19 protein-coding genes are annotated in these 21,223 nt (G+C 65.2%); 9 read left to right on the top strand and 10 right to left on the bottom strand.

Going from position 1 to position 21,223, the window contains the following annotated elements; translation table 11 throughout:
* Positions 1 to 183: 183 nt before the first annotated feature.
* The 3 genes from HDG33_RS27340 to HDG33_RS27330 all read left to right on the top strand — a co-directional run bounded on the left by HDG33_RS27340 (position 184) and on the right by HDG33_RS27330 (position 4,085).
* The gene (locus HDG33_RS27340; RefSeq protein ID WP_184036400.1) at positions 184 to 2,844 is read left to right on the top strand and encodes a response regulator; all 2,661 of its coding nucleotides are present in this window, start codon (positions 184 to 186) and stop codon (positions 2,842 to 2,844) included.
* A 492-nt stretch (positions 2,845 to 3,336) separates the two neighbouring features.
* Positions 3,337 to 3,663: a transposase gene (locus HDG33_RS27335; protein ID WP_090806367.1), complete on the top strand. Its 327-nt coding sequence runs from the start codon at positions 3,337 to 3,339 to the stop codon at positions 3,661 to 3,663.
* Positions 3,664 to 3,818: 155 nt separating this feature from the next.
* The gene (locus HDG33_RS27330) at positions 3,819 to 4,085 is read left to right on the top strand and encodes a hypothetical protein (protein ID WP_184036397.1); all 267 of its coding nucleotides are present in this window, start codon (positions 3,819 to 3,821) and stop codon (positions 4,083 to 4,085) included.
* 28 nt (positions 4,086 to 4,113) lie between these two features.
* Here the strand turns inward: HDG33_RS27330 and HDG33_RS27325 are convergent, their stop codons facing one another.
* The 3 genes from HDG33_RS27325 to HDG33_RS27315 are packed head-to-tail and all read right to left on the bottom strand — an operon-like array spanning position 4,114 to position 6,518.
* On the bottom strand, positions 4,114 to 5,487 hold the full coding sequence (locus tag HDG33_RS27325) for an ATP-binding protein (protein WP_184036394.1): 1,374 nt from the start codon (positions 5,485 to 5,487) through the stop codon (positions 4,114 to 4,116).
* Positions 5,484 to 6,197 carry a response regulator gene (locus HDG33_RS27320; RefSeq protein WP_184036391.1) on the bottom strand — a complete coding sequence of 238 codons (714 nt, stop codon included), beginning with the start codon at positions 6,195 to 6,197 and terminating at the stop codon, positions 5,484 to 5,486. Before HDG33_RS27320 ends, HDG33_RS27325 begins: the two co-directional genes overlap by 4 nt.
* 27 nt (positions 6,198 to 6,224) lie before the next feature.
* Positions 6,225 to 6,518, bottom strand: a complete 294-nt coding sequence (locus HDG33_RS27315) for an EF-hand domain-containing protein (RefSeq protein WP_184036388.1) — start codon at positions 6,516 to 6,518, stop codon at positions 6,225 to 6,227.
* Positions 6,519 to 6,765: 247 nt separating this feature from the next.
* Here HDG33_RS27315 and HDG33_RS27310 point away from each other — a divergent pair, with 247 nt between their 5' ends.
* Both HDG33_RS27310 and HDG33_RS27305 read left to right on the top strand, forming a co-directional pair.
* Positions 6,766 to 7,056, top strand: a complete 291-nt coding sequence (locus HDG33_RS27310; protein WP_184036386.1) for a hypothetical protein — start codon at positions 6,766 to 6,768, stop codon at positions 7,054 to 7,056.
* A gap of 317 nt (positions 7,057 to 7,373) precedes the next feature.
* Positions 7,374 to 7,652, top strand: coding sequence for a hypothetical protein (locus HDG33_RS27305; protein ID WP_184036383.1), 279 nt, complete (start codon positions 7,374 to 7,376; stop codon positions 7,650 to 7,652).
* Here HDG33_RS27305 and HDG33_RS27300 read toward each other — a convergent pair.
* Positions 7,641 to 8,891, bottom strand: a complete 1,251-nt coding sequence (locus HDG33_RS27300) for an arsenic transporter (protein WP_184036380.1) — start codon at positions 8,889 to 8,891, stop codon at positions 7,641 to 7,643. The genes HDG33_RS27305 and HDG33_RS27300 overlap by 12 nt on opposite strands.
* Positions 8,892 to 9,165: 274 nt before the next feature.
* On the opposite strand from HDG33_RS27300, the gene HDG33_RS27295 reads away from it, so the two are divergent.
* The 3 genes from HDG33_RS27295 to HDG33_RS27285 all read left to right on the top strand — a co-directional run bounded on the left by HDG33_RS27295 (position 9,166) and on the right by HDG33_RS27285 (position 11,051).
* Positions 9,166 to 9,729: a cytochrome b gene (locus tag HDG33_RS27295; protein WP_184036377.1), complete on the top strand. Its 564-nt coding sequence runs from the start codon at positions 9,166 to 9,168 to the stop codon at positions 9,727 to 9,729.
* Between the two features lie 116 nt (positions 9,730 to 9,845).
* The gene (locus HDG33_RS27290; RefSeq protein ID WP_184036374.1) at positions 9,846 to 10,421 is read left to right on the top strand and encodes a YceI family protein; all 576 of its coding nucleotides are present in this window, start codon (positions 9,846 to 9,848) and stop codon (positions 10,419 to 10,421) included.
* A gap of 48 nt (positions 10,422 to 10,469) precedes the next feature.
* Positions 10,470 to 11,051, top strand: coding sequence for a YceI family protein (locus HDG33_RS27285; RefSeq protein WP_184036371.1), 582 nt, complete (start codon positions 10,470 to 10,472; stop codon positions 11,049 to 11,051).
* Positions 11,052 to 11,083: 32 nt separating this feature from the next.
* Here the strand turns inward: HDG33_RS27285 and HDG33_RS37600 are convergent, their stop codons facing one another.
* Entirely contained in the window at positions 11,084 to 11,428 is a 345-nt protein-coding gene (locus tag HDG33_RS37600; RefSeq protein WP_311548385.1) for an EAL domain-containing protein, read from the bottom strand.
* A gap of 36 nt (positions 11,429 to 11,464) precedes the next feature.
* Between HDG33_RS37600 and dinB the strand changes: the two genes are divergently transcribed.
* On the top strand, positions 11,465 to 12,631 hold the full coding sequence (dinB, locus tag HDG33_RS27275; protein ID WP_184036368.1) for a DNA polymerase IV: 1,167 nt from the start codon (positions 11,465 to 11,467) through the stop codon (positions 12,629 to 12,631).
* Here the strand turns inward: dinB and HDG33_RS27270 are convergent.
* The 5 genes from HDG33_RS27270 to HDG33_RS27250 all read right to left on the bottom strand — a co-directional run bounded on the left by HDG33_RS27270 (position 12,598) and on the right by HDG33_RS27250 (position 20,956).
* Positions 12,598 to 14,070, bottom strand: a complete 1,473-nt coding sequence (locus HDG33_RS27270) for a heavy metal sensor histidine kinase (RefSeq protein ID WP_184036356.1) — start codon at positions 14,068 to 14,070, stop codon at positions 12,598 to 12,600. The two genes, dinB and HDG33_RS27270, sit on opposite strands and share 34 nt — an antisense overlap.
* Complete coding sequence (locus tag HDG33_RS27265) at positions 14,067 to 14,753, bottom strand: heavy metal response regulator transcription factor (protein ID WP_184036354.1); 687 nt, start codon at positions 14,751 to 14,753, stop codon at positions 14,067 to 14,069. The genes HDG33_RS27270 and HDG33_RS27265 overlap by 4 nt, the downstream gene beginning before the upstream one ends.
* A 106-nt stretch (positions 14,754 to 14,859) precedes the next feature.
* A complete protein-coding gene (locus HDG33_RS27260) occupies positions 14,860 to 16,395 on the bottom strand; it encodes an efflux transporter outer membrane subunit (protein ID WP_184036714.1) in 1,536 nt (511 codons plus the stop codon).
* 50 nt (positions 16,396 to 16,445) lie between these two features.
* Complete coding sequence (locus HDG33_RS27255; RefSeq protein ID WP_184036352.1) at positions 16,446 to 17,672, bottom strand: efflux RND transporter periplasmic adaptor subunit; 1,227 nt, start codon at positions 17,670 to 17,672, stop codon at positions 16,446 to 16,448.
* 23 nt (positions 17,673 to 17,695) lie between these two features.
* Positions 17,696 to 20,956: an efflux RND transporter permease subunit gene (locus tag HDG33_RS27250; RefSeq protein WP_184036350.1), complete on the bottom strand. Its 3,261-nt coding sequence runs from the start codon at positions 20,954 to 20,956 to the stop codon at positions 17,696 to 17,698.
* Between the last annotated feature and the right edge of the window lie 267 nt (positions 20,957 to 21,223).

Below are 21,223 nucleotides of genomic sequence, written 5' to 3'. Positions count from 1 at the left end.
AAATGCGGGCGCTTCTTCTGAGTGCTTACCCGGCAAAACCCCGAATAGCGTCTGCGATGCATCAACGATAAGGCGTTGTGCCCTACAATATTTGGGGTTCGCGAGGCTGCGCAACGCGCGCGAACCCTCCAAGCTTCGGTCAAGAGCCAATCATTTTCGACGTGATTTCACGTGGAGCGCTGCATGCCTTTTCCGGCACAAGACTGCGGCTGCGCTGGCTGGCGCGGCGAGATGGCGCGACGCATCAGCGAATTCGACTGGCGCGCCACCACCCTCGGCGCGATCGAAAACTGGCAGCGCAGTCTGACCTCGACGGTCCAGATGATGCTCGCCTCGCCGGTGCCGCTCGTGCTGTTGTGGGGCGAGCCCGGCTACATGATCTACAACGACGCCTATGCGGTCTTCGCGGGCGGGCGGCATCCGTATCTGCTCGGCCGTCCGGTCGAAGACGGCTGGCCCGAAGTCGCCGATTTCAACCATCACGTGATGGTCACCTGCCTCGCGGGCGGCACGCTGTCGTATCGCGACAAGGCGCTCATGCTGCTGCGCGACGGCAAGCCGGAAGACGTGTGGATGGATCTGTACTACAGCCCGGTCGCGGGCGACAGCGGCGCGCCGGCCGGCGTGCTCGCGATGGTCGTCGAGACCACCGGGCGCGTGCTGACCGAGCGCCGGCGCCAGCAAGCCGAAACCGAATTGCACGAGACCAACGAACGCCTGCAGCTCGCTCTGAACACCGGCGCGGTGCTCGGCACCTGGGTGCTCGACGTGCGCACCGGCGAGGTCACGGGCGACGAACGCTTCGCGCGGACCTTCCTGTTTGCGCGCGACAAAGCGTCGAAGGGCGTCGCGCGCGATGCCGTGACGCAGATGATCCACCCCGACGACCAGGCGCTCAACGACCGCCTGACCGCCGAAGCGATCCGCAGCGGCGAGCCGTTTCGCGCCGAGTACCGAATCCGGCGGCCTGACGGCGGCTATATGTGGGTACAGGCGAACGGCCGCTGCCAGTTCGATGAACACGGCGAACCGACGCGCTTTCCGGGCGTGCTGATCGACATTCACGATCGCAAGATCGCCGAACAGCAGCTTCTTCAGTTGACCGAAACGCTCGAGCAGCGCGTCGCCGATTCGATCGCGGCGCGCGCGCTCGCCGAGGAACAGCTGCGCCAGGCGCAGAAGATGGAAGCGATCGGCAGCCTGACGGGCGGCGTCGCGCACGACTTCAACAACGTACTGCAGGTGATCAACGGCAATCTGCAGATGCTCGCGGCCGACGCCGACGACGACCCGGTCACGCAGCGGCGTTTATCCGCCGCGACCGATGCCGTCAAACGCGGCGCGAAGCTCGCCGCGCATCTGCTCGCGTTCGCGCGGCGTCAGCCGCTGTCGCCGACCGTGCTGAATCCGCGCCGCCTGCTGACCGGCATGAGCGAGATGCTGCATCGCGCGCTCGGCGAAACGGTGCGGATCGACACGGTGCTCAGCGACGATCTGTGGAACGTGCAGGTCGACCGCAACCAGCTCGAAAACGCGCTGCTCAATCTCGCGATCAATGCGCGCGACGCGATGCGCGCCGACGGCGTACTGACCGTGCGCGCGACCAACCGCACGCTCGACGCCGCGTTCTGCCGCGGCAAGCCGGAGTTGTCGCCCGGAGAATACGTCGAGTTCTCGGTTGCCGACACCGGCTCGGGCATGCCGCCTGAAGTGCTGCAACGCGTGTTCGAGCCGTTCTTCACGACCAAACCCGACGGCCACGGCACCGGCCTTGGCCTGTCCATGGTGTTCGGCTTCGCGCGGCAAAGCGGCGGGCATGTGTCGATAGAAAGCGAAGTGGGACACGGCACCACGGTGTCGCTGTTCTTTCCGCGCTGCTGCGAGGCGGAGACGCCGGAGACCGTCGATGGCACCGCGGCATCGGTCGGGGGCGGCGAAACGATACTCGTCGTCGAGGACGATGCCGACGTGCGGCTGACCGCGGTCGAAATGCTCGCGCAGCTCGGCTACAAGGTGCTGACCGCGTCGAACGGCGACGCGGCGCTCGAATTCATCGACAGCGACGTGCCGATCGATCTGCTGTTCACCGACGTCGTGATACCCGGCAAGCTGAAGAGCGTCGAGCTCGCGCAACGCGCGGCCGCGCGCACGCCGCCGCTGCCTACGCTGTTCACGTCGGGCTATACGCGCGACGAAATCGTCCACCACGGCAAGCTCGACGCCGGTATCACGCTGCTGTCGAAGCCGTACCGGCGCGACGATCTTGCCCGTCTGGTGCGTAACGTTCTATGCGCGGGCGCCGCGCGCGCGGACCACGCGGCCGGGATGCGCGAAGCGCGGATCGCCGCATGCGTGCCGCCCGCCGCGTACGAAAGCGCCAACACGTGCGCCACTGCGAAGGGCCCGCGGAAAGCGTCGAACAAAGAGCCGAAGAAAAAGCCGCACAAGCCGATCCAGCCGCGTGCGGCCCACGAAGCCGCGCGCGTGCTGTTCGTCGAGGACGACACCGAATCGCGCGAGGCGCTCGGCGAACTGCTCGGCGCGTTAGGCCTCGCCTGCACCGCGGTCGCGAGCGCGGAAGCAGCGTTGCCGCTCGCGAACACGCAACGCTACGACGTGCTGTTGACCGACCTCACGCTGCCCGGCATGTCCGGCCACGAACTCGCGCGCGCGGTGCGGCGAGTGCAGCCGGAGATACGCGTGCTGCTGGTGTCGGGCTACGGTCGCAGCGCGGAGATCGGGGCGGCGATTCCGGGTGCACGGCTACTCGGCAAGCCGCTCGATATCGCGCAGTTGCGACGCGAGTTCGCGCAATGGCTCGACCACACCGAAGCGGCGTCCTAGGGCCGAAGAGATCAGCGTCAGCTCCTTCAACGTGGTCGCGGTAATCCCCGGCGCGTCGCAGATGAAGGTCAGGAAAGCAACGCTAGGGCCTGTTCACGCTAATAACGGGCTTGCGAACGTGCCTTTGCGCGCGTAGTGCAAGGAGAGAGGAGCGCCGTTTGGCCGAGCCAAACAAGCGACGACCGACGCCGCAATACGGGCGCAAAGGCACGTTCCCCTGTATTAAAAAAACCTTCAAGGGGCTGGCCGCCAGAAGGGCCGATCGCCGCGTCATGCTCCTTGCGAATACGTCGAGTATTCGTTGCGTCGCAATCCTTGCGCTCGGCCCTTCTGGCGGCCAGCGCAAGCCCGTTATTAGCGTGAACAGGCCCTAGCATCATCGGACGCGAAGCAATCCGCGGTTCAGCGGGCCAAACCCCGCGTAAATCCGGAATTAGAAGGAACCGCCCAAACCGTAAGATCGACATAAACCGGTCAGTCAGGTGTTCGCGCATGCTAGATCTTCCTCTTTCCGATGACGCCTGGGCGCGCATCAGTCATCTGTTCAAGCAGGACCCGAAGAAACGTCTGGGCCGGCCCGCGCGTCCTCCGCGCGAAATCCTGGACGCGATTCTGTGGGTCGTCACGCGCAACGAGAAATGGCATCGGCTGCCCGGCACGTTTCCGCCGTCGCAGACGTGCTACATCAGGTGGCTGCAATGGCGCCGCACGGGCTTGATGAGCGCGATTCTCGACGAGCTCGGCCTGAGCGGTTGCGCGCTTGCATCGGCGTCTCGCGCGGATTCGGCGCCTCCGGCGGGGTCGACTGCCGACGCCTGAAATCGCGGCCTGGAATGGCATATATTGTTGGTAAGGATGAGTACCGCAACGGCGCGGCCCCGATCTGCATCAGCCGCGCGGGTGCGGGTATGATGCCGGGCGCGGTGCCCGCCGCACCCGCTTCCGATGCCGCATTTTTTGCCACGAGAACCATCATGCCTGCCCAACACGACGAAGCACCCGGCGCTCACGACACGACGGACAAGCCGAAGCGCAAGACGCTGTCCATGTCCGTGCGCAATCTCCTGATGGTCGCCATTGGCGTCGTGATGTTCACGATCGTGTCGGGCGTCGTGCTGTACAACCCGATCATGTACGGCGACGAGATCCCGAACTTCGGCATCATCCTGATGCTGACGGTGCCGGTCATCGCAGGCGTCGCGTTTCGGGTCGGGCTCGACGCGTGGCTCGATCGCGAGTGAGCGGCAAGAACGCCCCGTCCTCATCTCATCATGCCGCCTCGACCGGCAATACGACCCACACTTCGAGGCCGCCGCCGTCGCGCGGATGAAACTGCAGGCCGCCGCCGTGCAGCCGCGCGATCCGATCGACGATCGACAGCCCCAGCCCCGTGCCGCCGCTATGCGCACGCGCATTGCGGCCGCGCTGGAACGGCGCCTTCAGCTTCTCCAACTCCTCCGCCGTCAAACCTTTACCGCGATCGCCGACCGCAACCGTGACCGCGTCCTGCGTCGCCCACGTGCGCACCGCAAGCCCGCTGCCGCCGTAGACGATCGCGTTCTGCATCAGATTCATCAGCAGCCGCATCATGCTGATCGGCCGATATCGAACGGCCGGCAAGCTGCCCAGCGACAGGTCGAACTCGTGCCCGAGCCCCGCGAAGTCGCCCGCGAGCCGTTCGATCAGCGCATTCAGATCGCCGGGCTGCGCTTCCTCGCGCTCGCCGCTGCCCGCGTAATCCATGAACTGCTGCAGAATCGTCTCGATCTGATCGAGATACGATTCTGCGGCGATGACGAAACTGCTGTCGGCCCCCTGCGGCATCGCCATCGCCATCGACAGGCGCAGCTTCGTCAACGGCGTGCGGATGTCGTGCGAGATCCCCGCGAGCATCAACGCGCGCGTCGCTTCGGCGTCCTGTAACGCGCGCGTCATCTGATTGAAAGCGCTGCCCACCGCGGCGATTTCGGCGGGGCCGTCGGTCGGCAGCGGCGCGGGCAGGTCGCCGGCGCTGACGCGCCGCGCCGCTTGCGTGAGCTCGTGCAACGGTTCGTTCAGGTGCAGCTGGATCGCGTAGCCGGCGAGCGCGGCGAGCACGCCGAGACCCAACGACAGGAAGATCGCCGCTTCGAGGCCGCTGCCCTGCGCGTCCTCGGGAACCGGCAGCGCAATCCAGTATGGCGCGCTGGCCAACGAACCGGCCTCGTGGTCGGACCCGGCAGCCGGCGCATGCATGCGAATCCACAGCCGCTGCGCGCCCTCGGTCTGCCATCGCACGGGCATATCGGCGGGCAGATGCTTCTGCAGGCTGTCGATGAAAACGCCGCGCTGATAGGTGCTGTACAGCCGCAACAAATCGTGCGGCGGTGTGTCGGTCGCTTCGGGCGGCAACTGCTCGCGCGCGTCGAGACGCGCGGTCAGCGCCGCGCGCGAGGCGGGCGGAGTGGCCGCGAGCAGGTTGTCGAGCGTCGTCACGTAGGTCGCGAACACGGCCGCCGCGCGTTCGACGCGTGGCCGCTGCACGTAATGCAGCAGCACGACGATCGAGCAGATCTGGCTCAGCATCACGAGCGCGATCAACAGCGCGATATTGCGCGCGAGCAGCGTGCGCGGCAGCAGTGCGCGCGACAGTGAGCGCATCATGATTCGACATCGGCGACGAGCATATAGCCGACGCCCCAGACGGTGCGAATGAAACGCGGCTTCGACGGATCGTCCTCGACGATCTGCCTCAGCCGCAGCACCTGTACGTCGATGCTGCGATCGAGCGCGTCATGGTCGCGCCCTCGCGCACGCGCGAGCAGGTTGTCGCGGCTCACCGCACGATTCGGCGACGACGCGAGCGCGACCAGCAGCAGCATCTGCGCGGAATGAATCTCGAGCGGCTCGCCCGCGCGCGACAACTCCTGCTTGCCGATGTCGAGCGTGAAGTCGCCGAAACGCACGCGCTGCGACGTCAGGGTGACGTCGCCCGCGGCCATCTTCTGGCGGCGCAGCAACGCATTGATTCGCGCCACCAGTTCGCGCGGCAGAAATGGTTTCGCGAGGTAGTCGTCGGCGCCGGTTTCGAGGCCGGTCACGCGATCGAGCGGATCTCCCTTCGCCGTCAACATCAGGATCGGCAAGGTTTGCCCTTGAGCGCGCAGCTTCGCGCAGATCTCGAGGCCGTCCTCTTCGCCGATCATCAGATCGAGTATCAGCAGGTCAAACGGCTCGCGCTCCAGGTAGCGATTCAGGCGCTTGCCGTCCTCGGCCGCGCGCACGTCGAAGCCATGACCGCGCAGAAAGCGCAGCAGCATGTTGCGCAATTCGGCTTCGTCGTCGAGCACGATGATCCTGGCGGGGCGTTCCATCCGAAAGCTCCTCGATAACCGAGCCGCTCAGTGTGCGGCCCCGCGTTCCTGCATGAATGCCTCGATCTGCGGGAGCGTGATGTAGCCGGCCTTCTGCGTGTCGATCTCGTCGAAATGACGCGCGAGCAGCGGCATGCCGGCCGCTGCCTGGTCGCGGGTCAGCTTGCCGTCGTGGGTGGTGTTCGCGCTTGAAAAACGCGTTTGCAACTGCTGCTCCACGCGCTCCATCCGCTGCTGGCTGATACCTTGCGGCGCGGCGGCCTGAGCGAACGCGACGGTGGACGCGCAGCACAGCAGCACGGTGGCGAGCAACTTCTTCATGACTGACTCCTTCGGTTGGAACATCGACCGTCGCCTGCCTGGGTGCCGCGAGCCGTTTCGATGACTGGCCGAATTGTTTGTCAGACGCCGCGCGATCGCAATTCGAGAATCATGTCGAATCATGTCACGGCGCCGGGTGCCGCTGCAGCTTGACATCGAATGAAATGAGTTCGCGGTTTCGTTTTGGGGGCCTGCTGCGTATCGTTCCGTCTGCCGTTCGTCGGCATTCACGTATCAGGAGTCCCAAATGACTATCCGTCTCGCCTGCGCCTCGACTTTCACCGCCATCGGTCTCGCCTGTTCTTCCGCTGCCTACGCGAGAGTCGTCGTGTATCTGCCCGCCGCCGTGGTCTACGCGCCGCCGCCGCGGCCGGTCTACTACCCGGTGCCGGTCAATCCCGTGTACGTATCGGCACCGCCCGTCGCCGTGCCTGTGGCGGCCGCGACCATCGTCGCGGCGCCGCCCGCGCTCAACTATGCGGTGGTGCCCGCGCCGACGGTCAGCTATGCGCAACCGCTCGTGATCGCGCCGCGTTGAAAGCGCGCGCCGGGCCGTCGCGCGGGCGGTTTCGATCGCCCCGAGACCGGCCCGCGCCGTTGACTCAGCATAGGACACGCGCCTCGCGGGCACGCCTGGTGAATTCCCGTTGTCCCGTTGAAAGGTGGAGCGCCGCGTAAAGCTTGCATGGAGCTTGCCGCTTCTTACCATCGCGCACCGCGCCAGGCGCGCGCCCGATGTGGCGCTCTGCGCCGGCACGGCTGATATTGACTACATATAGGCGGGATGGAACGGACCTTGCGACCCCTGTCAGGTTCGCGCGCCCCTTATCCCACCTTCTTTCCTGGACCTTTGTGATGAGCTACCAAGATATCGACAAGGAAATCGCCCACCTCGAAGTCGTTTTCAACGCACTTTCTGGGCGCGACCGTTTTCCGTTGTCGTACTGGCATCGTCGGCTGCATGCGTTGAGCCGTTCGTCGATGGTGCCCGCGCAACGCCAGCGCGTCGCCCACCTCGAAGCAAGGCTGCGCTCGGTCGGCGCGCGCCTGGACCAGCTCGCCGGCGCGACGCGCGTCGGTTCCTGCACAAGCCCGCTGATGGCGGGCGGGTCCGGCATCCGTTCAGCCAGTTAATATCCGCGCCCCAAGCGCCAGCACGAGCGCGGGCACCATCACCAGCGCGCCGACTTTCAGAAACTTCATGAAGCTGACGTCTTCGCCTTCGCGGCGAATCGCGTTGAGCCACAGGATCGTCGCGAGCGAGCCGGTGATCGACAGGTTCGGCCCGAGGTCGACGCCGATCAACAGCGCGTCGATCACGCGCTCGGGGCTATGCGCCTGCATCACGGTCGAACTCGCGATCAAGCCGGCCGGCAGGTTGTTGATCAGATTGCTGAGGAACGCGACGCTCGCGCCGGCCCACCCGGCCGCTTCCATTTCGTTGTGTTCGGTCGCGCGGCGCAACGCACCCGCGAACATGTTGATCACACCGGTGTGATCGAGCATCTCGACCAGCACAAACAGCCCGGCGACGAGCGGCAACACGTTCCACGAAATTTCGCGCATCATCGGCAGCGGCGATCTGCGCTCCTTGATCAGCACGACGAGCGCGGTCAGCGTGCCGAGGATCGCGGTCGGCAGGCCGAGCTGGATGTCGTAGGCGGAGACCGTCAGCAGCGCGCCGGCCGTCACCGCGATGCCCGCGAGCGCGACGCGCCCGCTCGCCGACAGCTCGACCGCATCGAGATTTGCCTCGCAGACGCCAGCGAGCGCCTCGCGTTGCGTCCAGCGCAGCATCACGAAGGTCGCGGCAATCGACAGCACCGACGGCAGCGTGAAGCGCAGCATCCACGGTCCCAGCGGCGGCGTGTGATTGCCGTACAGCACGATGTTGGCCGGATTCGAAATCGGCAGCACGAAGCTCGCCGCATTGGCGACGAACGCGCAGACGAACAGCAGCGGCAGCGGCGGTGTCTTCGCTTTCTTCGCCGCCGCGAACACAGCGGGCGTCAGCACGACGGCGGTGGCGTCGTTGGAAAGAAACGCGGTGATCACCACGCCGAACAGATACACGAGCACGAACAGCTTGCGCGGCGAACTGCGCGCATGATTGACAGCGAGCACCGCGACCCAGTCGAACAGCCCCTCGCGGCGGCCGACTTCGGATAGCAGCATCATGCCGAACAGGAACAGATAGACGTCGGTGCCCTTGCCGATCGCTTCGACCGCGAGATGCAAGGGCAACAGGCCGAGGGCGACGAGCAGCACCGCGCCGGCGACGGCCCACACGGCTTCGGGCCATTTGAACGGCCGCATGATCACGCCGGCCGTGGCGAACGCGGCAATACTCCAGGAAAGAAAAATGGAATTCACGGCTTGACGCCCGGATAATGGGTTATGTCGGTGGCTGCGCAAAGCGCGCAACCTTGTTGTTCGGGGCAACAAATTACCACAGCGGTACCACGGCGAGCGCTCCATAGCAGTGTGCATGCCTTCATGCGCGCACCTTTCAGCGCGCATACCTCTCGACACGATTAACATCACCGCAACAACGATCTGTTCCCGCCCACCCGCCTATTCAGTTTGAATGGGCATCCCTACTATCCGCATTCTCACGCGGCTTCTCGCGAGCAACGGATAGAACACGATGCAAACACACGCTTGCGCTCCCACGCGCTACCACGGCGCGGCGATCGCGCTGCACTGGCTGGTCGCCGCGCTGATGATCTGCGGCTTCTACATCGGCTGGATCATGACCGATATCCCCGGCTTCACGCCGACGAAGCTCAAGTACTTCTCGTGGCACAAATGGATCGGCGTGACCGTGTTCGCGCTGGCGCTGCTGCGGGTGCTGTGGCGCGCGACGCATCGCGCGCCCGCGCTCGATGCCGCGACGCCCGCGTGGCAGAAGGCCGCCGCGCATCTGGTGCACGGCCTGCTGTATCTGCTGATGCTCGCGATTCCGCTGTCCGGCTACTTCTACAGCTCGGCGGCCGGCATTCAGGTCGTGTATCTGGGCATCGTGCCGCTGCCGACGATCATCGGTCCCGATCAGGCGCTGAAGGCCGCGCTGCGCACGGTGCACGTGCTGCTCAACTACACGCTGCTCGCGCTCGTGATCATGCACGTGCTTGCGGCGCTCAAGCATCAGTTCGTCGATCGCGACGGATTGCTCGCGCGCATGATGCCGTTTCTGAAGACCCGCGCATAACGATACGACAGCTTGAAGAAAGCCATAACTCCTGTCGATTGGTTACGACTGGTTGGCAATCAAATTCCTCGCGGTGTGCAATCAGGCCGCGAAGCTCGGATAGGATGCGTACCATCATGAAGACACCCTTTTATCTCTCCGCTCATCGCGCGACGCTCGCTTCTTTCGCGGTGCTTGCGCTGCTCGGCGCGAACCTCGCGCACGCCGACGTCGACCTCGCGAAAAGCAGCGTCATCGCCACGACCAAACAGATGAACGTGCCCGTCGACGGCAAGTTCAGGAAGTTCTCCGCGCAACTGAATTTCGATCCGGCGAAGCCTGCCGCGGGCAGCGCGAACGTGTCGATCGACACCGCGAGCTACGACCTCGGCGCCGACGACTACAACCAGCAGGCGCAAGGCAAGGAATGGTTCGACAGCGGCGCCTTCCCGAGCGCGACCTTCGTGTCGAGTTCGATCGCGCCGGCTGGCGGCAACCAGTACAAGGTGACCGGCAAGCTGACGATCAAAGGCAAATCGCAAACGGTCGTCGTGCCGGTCGTGATCGCGAGCCAGGGTGCCACGCAAACTTTCGACGGCTCGCTGCCGATCAAGCGCACGCAGTTCGACGTCGGCACCGGCGAATGGAAAGACACGTCGGTGGTCGGCGACGAAGTCGTCATCAAATTTCATCTGGTCGCGGCGAAGAAATAACCCACCACGCCGCAGCACCGCCTTACCCTTCGACCTCTGGAGTCCAACTTGAAGCAATCCTTCCTGCTCGCCGCCGGCGCGCTCGCCGCTGCATGCTCGTTCAACGCGATGGCCGCCACCGAAACCTACCTGCTCGATCCGACGCACACGTCGCCGAGCTTCGAGACCGACCACTTCGGCGGGCTGTCGATCTGGCGCGGCAAGTTCCAGAAAAGCAGCGGCACCGTCGTGCTCGATCGCGCGGCGAAGACCGGCACGGTCGAGGCGACGATCGACCTGACCTCGGTCGGCATCGGCAACGACAAGCTCAACGAGGAACTGGTCGGCGACAAGTTCTTCGACACCGCGAAGTTCCCGACCGCGACCTACAAGGGCACGCAGATCCGCTTCGACGGCGACAAGCCGGTCGAAGTGATCGGCACGCTGACGCTGCACGGCGTCACGAAACCGGTCAACCTGAAGATCGAATCGTTCAAGTGCATCCAGCACCCGATGCTGAAGCGCGAAGTGTGCGGCACCGAATCGGTCGCGACGTTCAATCGCGACGATTTCGGCATCGACTTCGGCAAGGCGTACGGCTTCAACATGAAGACCACGCTGCATATCCAGGCCGAAGGCGTCAAGCAGTAAGCGCATCACGCCCGGCACGGCCGGGCGCCGAACTACTGGATTGCGGGCTGCGCCGGCGCGTGCGACGCGCGGCGCGCCTCCAGCCATGCGACCAGTTCCTCGCAGCGCATGGCCTTCGCGAACAGCCAGCCCTGTCCGTACTGAACGCCTCGGCGCAGCAGATACTCGACCTGCTCGTCGCGCTCGATTCCCTCCGCCACGACTTCCACCCCCAATTCGTGGGACGCAGGTGCGTACGGCGAAAGCATAGTTTCTGAACCCGCTTTTTCAACAACGTGTCGAACGACACGCGTGCGGCCGGCCGCGCCGGCCCTGACCGGCGGCGAGCGCGGCAAGGTACCATTACGGGCTGGCGGCGTCGCGACGCGCGCCGTCACCGCTTTCGTTCATTGCCATCGCCCGCTTCAACTCCCATGAATTCGCCAACCCGCCGCATCGCGCACCTCGACATGGACGCGTTTTACGCGTCCGTCGAACTGCTGCGCTATCCGGAGTTGCGCGGGCGCGCGGTGGTGATCGGCGGCGGGCGCAACAGCGCACCGCAGGTGCTCGAAGACGGCAGCAGGCGCTTCGCGAAGCTGCGCGATTACGCGGGCCGCGGCGTCGTGACCACCTCGACCTACGAGGCGCGCGCGCTCGGCGTATTTTCGGCGATGGGCATGATGAAGGCCGCCGCGCTCGCGCCCGACGCGATCCTGCTGCCGACCGACTTCGATTCATACCGCCACTACTCGCGTCTTTTCAAGGCCGCCGTCAGGACGTTCACGGACCGCATCGAGGATCGCGGCATCGACGAGATCTATATCGACCTGACCGACCTGCCGGGCGAACCGGCCGACATCGGCCGGCGCATCAAGGACGCCGTTCATCAGGCCACCGGTCTCACGTGTTCGATCTGCGTCGCGCCGAACAAGCTGCTCGCGAAGATCGGCTCCGAACTCGACAAGCCTGACGGCCTGACGATCCTCACGCCGGCCGATATACCGCTGCGCGTGTGGCCGCTGCCGGTGCGCAAGGTCAACGGCATCGGCCCGAAGGCCGCGCAGAAGCTGACCACACTCGGCCTCGCGACGGTCGGCGATCTGGCCGCCGCCGACGCCGGGTTGTTGCAGGACAACTTCGGGCGCAGCTATTCCGCCTGGCTGATGCAGGTCGCGCAGGGTCACGACGAGCGGCCCTTGGTGGTCGAATCGGAGCCGAAGTCGATCAGCCGCGAGACCACGTTCGAGCGCGATCTGCATCCGCGCCACGATCGACCGGCGTTATCGAGCGCGTTTACGGGGCTGTGCGTGCGTGTCGCCGACGATCTCGTGCGCAAGGGCTACGTGGGCCGCACGATCGGCATCAAGCTGCGTTACGACGATTTCCGCACCGTCACGCGCGACCTGACGCTCGACGAACCGACCGCCGACGCGAGCGAAATCCGCCGCGCGGCGACCGAATGTTTGCGACGCGTGGAGTTGAACCGCAAGCTGCGGCTATTGGGCGTGCGCATCAGCACGTTGACGTCGGCCAGCGAACAGGCGCTGAAGCCGCGCCTGCCGGCTCAGGCCGACTTGCCTTTCGCGAGCGACGAATAGGCGCTGTCGCCGGCGACGCCGGTCGCGTTCGCACGCATGGCCGGCACGTCGCCTGACGTGGACAGCGCCGACGCCGCCACCGAAAACGAGAACGTGTTGACGCCGTTGGCGCTGTGCGCGGACACGGTGCCGCGATGCATCTCCGCGATCGCCTTCACGATCGCGAGCCCGAGCCCGTGGTTTTCGCGGCTATTGGTGCGCGAGACTTCCGCGCGATAGAAACGATCGAACAGATGTTCGAGCACGTCCGGCGCGATCGGCTCGCCAGGATTTGCCACGGCGACGCGCACCTGGTCGCGCATCGGTCCTTTCCCGCGCGCGATCGTCACGCTGATCGACGCGCCCGGCTCGCAATGCTGGATCGCGTTCATCAGCAGGTTCGTGCACGCGCGGCCGAATAGCGACCGGTTCACGCGCGCGAACGCATCGCCGTGCAACTGCGCATGCACGTGCGCCTCTTCGAGCGGAATCTCCAGAAACTCGAGCGTATGCGCGAGTTCCGCCGCGAGCGACACCTCGACGAGCCCCGTCGCGCGTTCGCCCTGATCGGCGCGCGCGAGGAACAGCATGTCGTTGATGATCGTGCGCATCCGCTCGAATTCTTCGAGATTCGATTGCAGCGTGTGGCGCAGATCGTCGACCGAACGGTTGCGGGTCAGCGCGACCTCGGTCTGGCCGATCAGGATCGTGACCGGCGTGCGCAGTTCATGCGCGACGTCCGCGTTGAACGATTCGAGCCGGCCGTAGGCGCCGTCGAGCCGTTCGAGCGCGCCGTTGAACGAGTTCGCGAGGTCGTTCAGTTCGAGCGGCAGCGACGCCGTATTGAGCCGCTGCGAGCGGTTGTTCGGGCTGACCGCCGATGCGTCGCGCGTCAGACGCGTGAGCGGTGCGAGACCGATGCGCGTGACCGAGTAGCTGAGCAGCAGCACCGCGAGACTGCCGAGCGCGGACAGCGCCGCGAGCGCCGAGCCGAACACCCGCATCGTGCGCAGGTTCGGTGAATAGCTCGACGCGACCTGCAACTGCACCGGCGGCCGCGCGGCGTTGGCGGGCAAGGTCACCGTCGAAGTCAGCATGTCGGGGCCGCCGCCCGCCGGCGCGATGCGCGCATAGCCGCCCGGCCAGCTCTTCGTGACGGTGCCCTGCACCGGCGTGCCGAAGTGATAGCTCGGGTCCGCGCTCGTCACCGAGTACACGGTGCTGCCGTCGTGCGGCGTCATGTCGGTGAGTTTTTCGCGGCACATCCGCCATTTTTCGGGCGTCACCGCGTGATAGACGATGATGCGTGCGATTTGCGTGCGATCGTCGAGCGACTCGCGCAGATGATGTTCGAGCTGCGTGCGCAGCACCAGAAAGAGCCCCGTGCCGACGAGCGTAAACACGAACAGCGCGACCAGCGCGAACATCGACGCGAGACGGCGGGCAATCGAACGGTTCATGATGTCTCGGCCTCGTCGCGCACTTCGAGCACGTAGCCCATGCCGCGCACCGTGTGCAGCAGCTTCGACGGGAACGGGCCGTCGAGCTTCGCGCGCAGCCGCTTGATCGCGGTTTCGACGACGTTCGTGTGGCTGTCGAAGTTGACGTCCCACACGAGTTCGGTGATCGCGGTCTTCGACAGAATGTCGCCCTGACGGCGCGCGAGCACGCTGAGCAGTTGAAACTCTTTGGCGGTCAGGTCGAGGCGTACGCCGTCGCGCGTCGCGCGGCGGCCGATCAGATCGACGAACAGATCGCCGACGGAAATCAACGTGGACTCCTGCGAACGCGTGCGGCGCGCGAGCGCATGCAGACGCTCGACCAGTTCGAGGAACGAGAACGGTTTGGTCAGGTAGTCGTCCGCGCCTTCGCGCAGGCCGCGCACGCGGTCGTTCACGTGATCGCGCGCGGTCAGCATGATGACCGGCGTCGACTTGCGCATGCGTAGCGCCTTCAGCACGCTGAAGCCGTCGCGCTTAGGCAGCATCACGTCGAGGACGATCACGTCGTAATCGAATTCGGTGGCCAGATGCATGCCTTCCTCGCCGTCGAGCGCGACATCGACGACCCAGCCCTGCTCTGTCAAACCGGAGCGCAGGTAGTCCACCACCTTGTGCTCGTCTTCAACGATCAGCAATTTCATCCGCGTCCCCATGCCACGTTTGGCGGTCAACTGTCCATTATACGAAACGCCCCTGATGCCTCGCGCCGATCCCACTCCCTCGGCATGGAAGCTCTGCCGGGGCGATTCAGTGTGCAGGAGCCGGCATCTCCTTCTGCTGCGCGCCGCCGGCTGGCGCTTGCTGCGGCGATGCCGTAGCACTGGCGACGTTCGCTGTCGCGTTCGTAGGGGTAGCCTCGTTCCCGGCCATTGCGCCACCTTGCGCGGCGCCCTCCCAGCCGCCGCCGAGCGCCTTCACGAGCGCCACCGACAGCGCCAACTGCTGGCCGTGAATCTGCACGTCCGTGCGCTCGCTCGTCAGCAGCGACTCCTGCGCGTCGATCACGTTCAGATACGCGACGAGGCCGCCCGAATAGCGATCGTTCGCGAGCGACAGCAGCCGCTGCGCGTCCTCGACCGCCTCGCGCGACTGCTTCGCCGCGCCGTCGAGCACCGACAGTCCTGTGATGCCGTCCTGTACCTGCTGGAACGCGCTCAGCACGGTCTGCCGATAATTCGCCTCGGTCGCCTTGTAGCCCGCGCTCGCGTACTGGACGTTGGCCGCGCGCCGGCCGCCGTCGAAGATCACTTGACCGACCGTCGCGCCGAGCGTCCACATCAGCGTCGGCGCGCTCAGCAGATTGGCGAACTCGGTGCTCTCCCAGCCGATGCCGGGCGTCAGCGTGAGGCTCGGGAAGAACGCCGCCCTGGCCACGCCGATCTGCGCGTTGGCCGCCGCCATCGCACGTTCCGCCGAGGCGACGTCGGGACGCCTTTGCAGCACGTCGCTCGGCACGCCGAGCGGTACGGTCGGCGCCTTGATGTCGAGCACCTTCGGCTCGATCGCGAACTGCGGTGCCGGCACGCCGACCAGCGCGGCGATCGCATGCTCGAACTGCGCGCGCTGATTGAGCAGCAGTTGCGCCTGCACGCGCGTCGAATCGAGCTGCGATTTCTGCTGCAGCACGTCGAGGCCCGATACCGAGCCGAGATCGTGCTCGGTGTTCACGTAGTCGAGCGCTTTCTGCTGCAGCTTCACCGACTGGTTCAGCACGTCGATCTCGTTGTCGAGCTCACGCAGCGAGAAGTAGTCGGTGGCGAGGTCGGTCGTCAGCACGAGGCGCGCGTTCGCGAGATCGTCCGCCGACTGTTCGGCCGACGCCTGCGCGCCCTCGACCTGACGACGGATGCGGCCGAACAGATCGGTGTCGTAGCTGATCGTCGGCCCGAGCTGGATGCTGTTCTGCACCGTCGATTCGGTCGGCGTCGCGTAGTTCGTCAGCGGCCGGTCGTGCGAAATACGGAAGCGCGAGGCCTGTGCGTTGAAATCGACTTCCGGCACGCGCTGCGCGCTGATGTTCGCGAGCGTCGCCTTCGCCTGCTCGTAGTGCGCGCTCGCCGCGGCGAGCGTCTGGTTCTGCGCGAGTGCCTGGGTTTCGAGCGTCGCGAGCGTCGGGTCGGCAAAGCCCGTCCACCAGTCCGGCGCGATCGGCGCATGCGACGGCGCGGCGACGCGCCAGAACGAATCGGTGTGCCATTCGGGCGGCACCTCGGCCTGCGGCCGCTGATAGTCCGGGCCGACCGTGCACGCGGCGAGCAGCGCCGCGCCGGCGCACGCGCTCAGCGCGGTGAAGACAGCGCCACGCGTACGCGCCTGGCGTGAAGCCGCGAACGTCACGACGCCCCCTTGCCGTTCTTCTGCAGCGGCTGCACCTGCACGTGATCGCCATCGGCAATCGAATCGCTCGGGTTGACGATGATGCGATCGCTCGGCGAGATACCGCTTTCGATTTCGAGCTGCTGTCCGAGGTCCACCGCGATCACGACCTTGCGCAGGCTCACGTTGCCCTTTGCATCGACGACCGCGAGGCGCGGACCCTCCGCGCGAAACAGCAGCGCGTTGCCGGGCACCGTGAGACGCGCATGCGCGGCGGCCGGCACCGCGACCTGCACGTACGCGCCGGGGCGCAGCTTGTCGTCGGGATTCGGCAGCGTCACTTCGATCTGCAACGAGCGCGTGGGTACGTCGATCGCGCCAGAAATATGCGTGATCTTGCCGTTGAACTGCTGGCCCGGCAGCTCGGCCTGCGTGACCGCGACCTTCTGCCCGACCGCGACGTTCTGCGCGTAGGCCTGCGGCAACTGCACATAGACGCGCAACGGGTCCGATTGGGCAAGCGCGAACAACGCACGGCTCGTGCCGCTGCCCGCGTCGATCAGATCGCCGACGTCGACGTTGCGCTGCGTGACCACGCCGGTAAACGGCGCGACGATCCGCTTGAACGATTCGAGCTGCTGCAGACGCTTGACGTTCGCATCGGCGGCCGCGAGATTCGCGAGATCCTGCGTGTAGGTGCTTTGCCGTTCATCGAGTTCCTGCTGCGACACCGCATCACGCTGGCGCAACTGCTGCCAACGGTCCAGCGAGCTCTTCGCGAGCGCGAGGCTCGAATTGATCTGCTGACGCTGTGCCAGAGCCTGCGCGAGTTCCTGGTCGATTTCCGGCGTATCGAGCTCGGCGAGCAGTTGCCCCTGCTTCACGTGGGTGCCGATGTCGGCGTACCAGTGCAGCAGATAGCCGGTCGCGCGTGCATAGATCGGCGACTCGACATAGCCGCGCAGCGTGCCCGGCAGCAGCGTGTCGCCGCCGCCCTCGGTCTGGGTCGGCGTGACGACGTTCACGTACTGCGTGGCATTCTGCTGCGCGATCGCCGCGACTTCGCGGTTTTGCAGCACGTTCGCGATCACGGTGCGGAGTGTGCCTGCCACGAGCAGCACGAGCACGATCACGACGGCGATCTTCGCGCGCTTCCATTCGCGATGGCGCGGCGGCAGCCGGTGCTCTCCTTCTTCGGTTTCCCGCGCGGGGATCGCTAGCGATGCATGAGTTTTTTCGGTCATCTCAGTCAACCATCGTTTAACTTTTACGCGGGCGTCGCCGCACTGCTGGGTTCCGGTGCGGGGGTGTCACTATGGCCGCCACTGCCACTGCCACCGCCGTTGCCGCCAGCGTCGCCACCGCCGTTGTCGTCGTCGCCGCCGTTCTTATGACGGCGCGCGAGCCACGAATGAATTCCCGCAAACACGAGCGGCACGAAAAACAGCGTCGATACGGTCGCGAACAGCAACCCGCCGATCACCGCGCGGCCAAGCGGCGCATTCTGCTCGGCGCCCTCGCCGAGACCGAGCGCCATCGGAATCATGCCGATGATCATCGCGAACGCGGTCATCAGCACCGGACGAATCCGGCTCGCACCGGCTTCGAGCGCGGCCGTGAGCGGCGGCGCGCCGGCCGACAGCCGCTGGCGCGCGAACGCGACCATCAGAATACTGTTCGCGGTCGCGACGCCCATCGTCATGATCGCGCCGGTCAGCGCCGGCACGCTCAGATGGGTGCCGGTCAGGAACAGCATCCACATGATCCCCGCGAGCGCCGCCGGCAACGCGCTGACGATGATCAGCGGATCGACCCACGACTGGAAGTTCACGACGATCAGCAGATACACGAGCACGATCGCCATCGCGACGCCGATGCCGAGCCCAAAGAACGAACTGCGCATCGTCTGTACCTGGCCGCGCACCGTGATCGTGCTGCCGCGTGGCAGCGAGCCGCGCACCTCGTCGACGATCTTGTCGACCTGATTCGCCACGCTGCCGAGATCGCGCTTTTCAACGCTCACATACAGATCGATCACCGGACGGATGTTGTAATGCGTGACTTCCGCGAACTGGCTCTTCGGCGAGATCTGCACGAGGTTGCCGAGCAGTTGCGTCGGCCCGTTCATCGTGGCCGAGACCGGGGTGCGCAACAGTTCGTCGATCGAAGATACCTGGTACTGCGGCGTTTGCACCGCCACCTTGTATTCCACGCCGTTCCTGTTGTTGACCCAGAAGCCCGGCGACGTCTGCGAGCTGCCCGACAGCGAAACGAGCACGTTCTGCGCGACGTCGTTCGCGGTCAGGTTCAGTTGTTGCAGGCGGGTGCGGTCCATGTGCAGATCGATCACCGGTTCGTCGAGCTTCTGCTGGATATGCGTGTCGACGGTGCCGGGAATCAGTCGCACCTGCTTCAGCAGCTTGCGCGCGACGTCGAGGTTGCCCTGCTGATTCGCGCCCGAAATCTGCACGTCCACCGCGGCAGGCAGGCCGAAGTTCAGGATCTGCGTGACGATATCGGCCGGCTGAAAGAAGAACTCGACGCCCGGGAAACGCTGCGGCAGGATCGCGCGCAGCTTGTCCATGTAGATCTGCGACGGCTTGTGGCCTTCGTTCAACGCAATCTGGATCTCGCCGTCGAGCGTGCCCATCGTGCCCGCATTGCTATACGACAGGTTGATGCCGCTATACGGCAGCCCGAGGTTGTCGAGAATCGTGCCCAACTCCTTGGGCGGCACGACTTCGCGGATCACCTTCTCGACCTCGTCGGCCAGCCGCGCGGTTTCTTCGATACGCGTGCCGGTCGGCGCGCGCATGTGCAGACGGATGTCGCCCGCGTCGACGCTCGGAAAGAAGTCTTCGCCGAGTGCAAAGAACAGACCCATCGACAGCACGCAGAAACCGAGGAACAGCGCGCCGAACATCTTGCGACGCACGAGCAGGCTGCTCAGGATCATGATGTAAGTCGCGCGCATCCGCTCGAAGCCTGCGTCGAAGCGGTGATACAGACGCATGAACAGATTCGGCTTCGTGCCCGCCTTCGGCTTGTGCGCGTGGCCCATCAGCAGCATCGCGAGCGTCGGCACGAGCGTACGGGACAGGATGTACGAGGCGAGCATCGCGAACACCACCGCTTCCGCGAGCGGCACGAATAGATAGCGCGCGACGCCGGTCAGGAAGAACATCGGCACGAACACGATACAGATACACAGTGTCGAGACGAGCGCCGGCACTGCGATTTCGCCGGCGCCGTCGAGAATCGCATCGTGCAGATTCGTGCCCAGGTGCAGGTGCCGCTCGATGTTCTCGATCGTCACAGTCGCGTCGTCCACCAAGATGCCGACCGCGAGCGCGAGGCCGCCCAACGTCATGATGTTGATGGTCTGCCCGAGCGCGTGCAGCACGATCAGCGACGACAGAATGGACAGCGGAATCGAGATCGCGATGATGCAGGTGCTGCGCCAGTTGCCAAGGAACAGCAGGATCATCGCGGCGGTCAGCGCGGCGGCGACCAGCGCTTCGCGCACCACACCCTGCACCGCCGCCTTCACGAATACCGACTGGTCGAACAGCGCGGTGATCTGCAGATCCGGCGGCAGCGCGGCGCGCGCGGCCGGCAAAATGCCTTTCAACGTATCGACGATCGACAGCGTCGACGCGTTGCCGTTCTTCAGCACCGACATCAGCACGCCGCGATGACCGTTCTGCCGCACGATGTTGGTCTGCGGCGAGAAGCCGTCGCGCACATGCGCGACTTCACGCAGATAGGTCGTCGCGCCGTTGACGGTGCGCACCGGAATGTCGTTGAGGCCTTCCAATGTCGGCGGCGACCCGTTCATTTCGATCGTGTATTCCTTCGGCCCGATCTTGGCCGTGCCCGCGGGCAGAATCAGGTTTTGCGCGTTGAACGCGTTGACCACGTCGGCAGGTGTCAGGCCCTTGGCCAGCAGCGCGCGCGTGTCGAGGTCGACCGAGATCAGCCGCGATTTGCCGCCATACGGATACGGCACGGCCGCGCCCGGAATCGTCACGAGTTGCGGTCGCAGGAAGTTCAGCGCGGTGTCGTTGAGATCCTGCTCCGAGAGCTTCGGACTCGACAGGCCGAGCTGGATGACTGGAATACTGGAAGCCGAGTAGCTGATGACCAGCGGCGCGGTGGCGCCCGGCGGCATCTGCTTCAATTGCGCCTGCTCGATGGCGACCGTCTGCGCGATCGCCGTCTGGATGTTCGCGTTCGGCTGCAGAAACACCTTCAGGATCGCGATGCCGGGAAGCGATTGCGATTCGATATGTTCGATGTCGTTGACCGTCGTGGTCAGACTGCGCTCGTTGACCGACGTGATGCGGGTGGCCATGTCTTCGGCCGACAGCCCCGTATACGTCCAGATGATGCTGACGACCGGAATGTTGATATCCGGCAGCACGTCGACGGGCATGGTGAACAGCACGAAGGGCGTCGCCAGCACGATCAGAATTGCCATCACGATGAACGTGTATGGCCGCTTAAGCGCTACGTTGACGATCCACATTGAAACGGGCCAGAGAAAATGCGGGTGGAGGGAGGGATTGAATCTGCGCTTATGCTAGATCGATGGCACCAACGCCTGCATGGCATGAAAATGGCGAAATCGTCAGGAAGCTTGTTGAAAGCAAATGCGCCATTTTTGAAGGCGAAGGGCTCTCGCCGAATTAGCTGCGAATTAGAGCGTGTTAGGCACTTTCTGTCAGACCTGGTAACCTGGCGGGATGATAGAACGCAAGCCATACCCGACAGATGTTTCGGACGAGGAATGGAG

Origin of the sequence: Paraburkholderia sp. Cpub6 (assembly GCF_014201065.1) — a bacterium.
Taxonomy (GTDB): Bacteria; Pseudomonadota; Gammaproteobacteria; order Burkholderiales; family Burkholderiaceae; genus Paraburkholderia; species Paraburkholderia tuberum.
This window is presented reverse-complemented; position numbering and strand designations above follow the sequence as displayed.

Excerpts from the sequence above, each read along its gene's own strand:
- HDG33_RS27250 (WP_184036350.1), bottom strand. The coding sequence starts at position 20,956 with ATGTGGATCGTCAACGTAGCGCTTAAGCGGCCATACACGTTCATCGTG.
- HDG33_RS27335 (WP_090806367.1), top strand. The coding sequence starts at position 3,337 with ATGCTAGATCTTCCTCTTTCCGATGACGCCTGGGCGCGCATCAGTCAT.
- dinB (WP_184036368.1), top strand. The coding sequence starts at position 11,465 with ATGAATTCGCCAACCCGCCGCATCGCGCACCTCGACATGGACGCGTTT.
- HDG33_RS27295 (WP_184036377.1), top strand. The coding sequence starts at position 9,166 with ATGCAAACACACGCTTGCGCTCCCACGCGCTACCACGGCGCGGCGATC.
- HDG33_RS27330 (WP_184036397.1), top strand. The coding sequence starts at position 3,819 with ATGCCTGCCCAACACGACGAAGCACCCGGCGCTCACGACACGACGGAC.
- HDG33_RS27315 (WP_184036388.1), bottom strand. The coding sequence starts at position 6,518 with ATGAAGAAGTTGCTCGCCACCGTGCTGCTGTGCTGCGCGTCCACCGTC.
- HDG33_RS27265 (WP_184036354.1), bottom strand. The coding sequence starts at position 14,753 with ATGAAATTGCTGATCGTTGAAGACGAGCACAAGGTGGTGGACTACCTG.
- HDG33_RS27325 (WP_184036394.1), bottom strand. The coding sequence starts at position 5,487 with ATGATGCGCTCACTGTCGCGCGCACTGCTGCCGCGCACGCTGCTCGCG.
- HDG33_RS27320 (WP_184036391.1), bottom strand. The coding sequence starts at position 6,197 with ATGGAACGCCCCGCCAGGATCATCGTGCTCGACGACGAAGCCGAATTG.
- HDG33_RS27270 (WP_184036356.1), bottom strand. The coding sequence starts at position 14,070 with ATGAACCGTTCGATTGCCCGCCGTCTCGCGTCGATGTTCGCGCTGGTC.
- HDG33_RS27310 (WP_184036386.1), top strand. The coding sequence starts at position 6,766 with ATGACTATCCGTCTCGCCTGCGCCTCGACTTTCACCGCCATCGGTCTC.
- HDG33_RS27290 (WP_184036374.1), top strand. The coding sequence starts at position 9,846 with ATGAAGACACCCTTTTATCTCTCCGCTCATCGCGCGACGCTCGCTTCT.
- HDG33_RS27255 (WP_184036352.1), bottom strand. The coding sequence starts at position 17,672 with ATGACCGAAAAAACTCATGCATCGCTAGCGATCCCCGCGCGGGAAACC.
- HDG33_RS27340 (WP_184036400.1), top strand. The coding sequence starts at position 184 with ATGCCTTTTCCGGCACAAGACTGCGGCTGCGCTGGCTGGCGCGGCGAG.
- HDG33_RS27305 (WP_184036383.1), top strand. The coding sequence starts at position 7,374 with ATGAGCTACCAAGATATCGACAAGGAAATCGCCCACCTCGAAGTCGTT.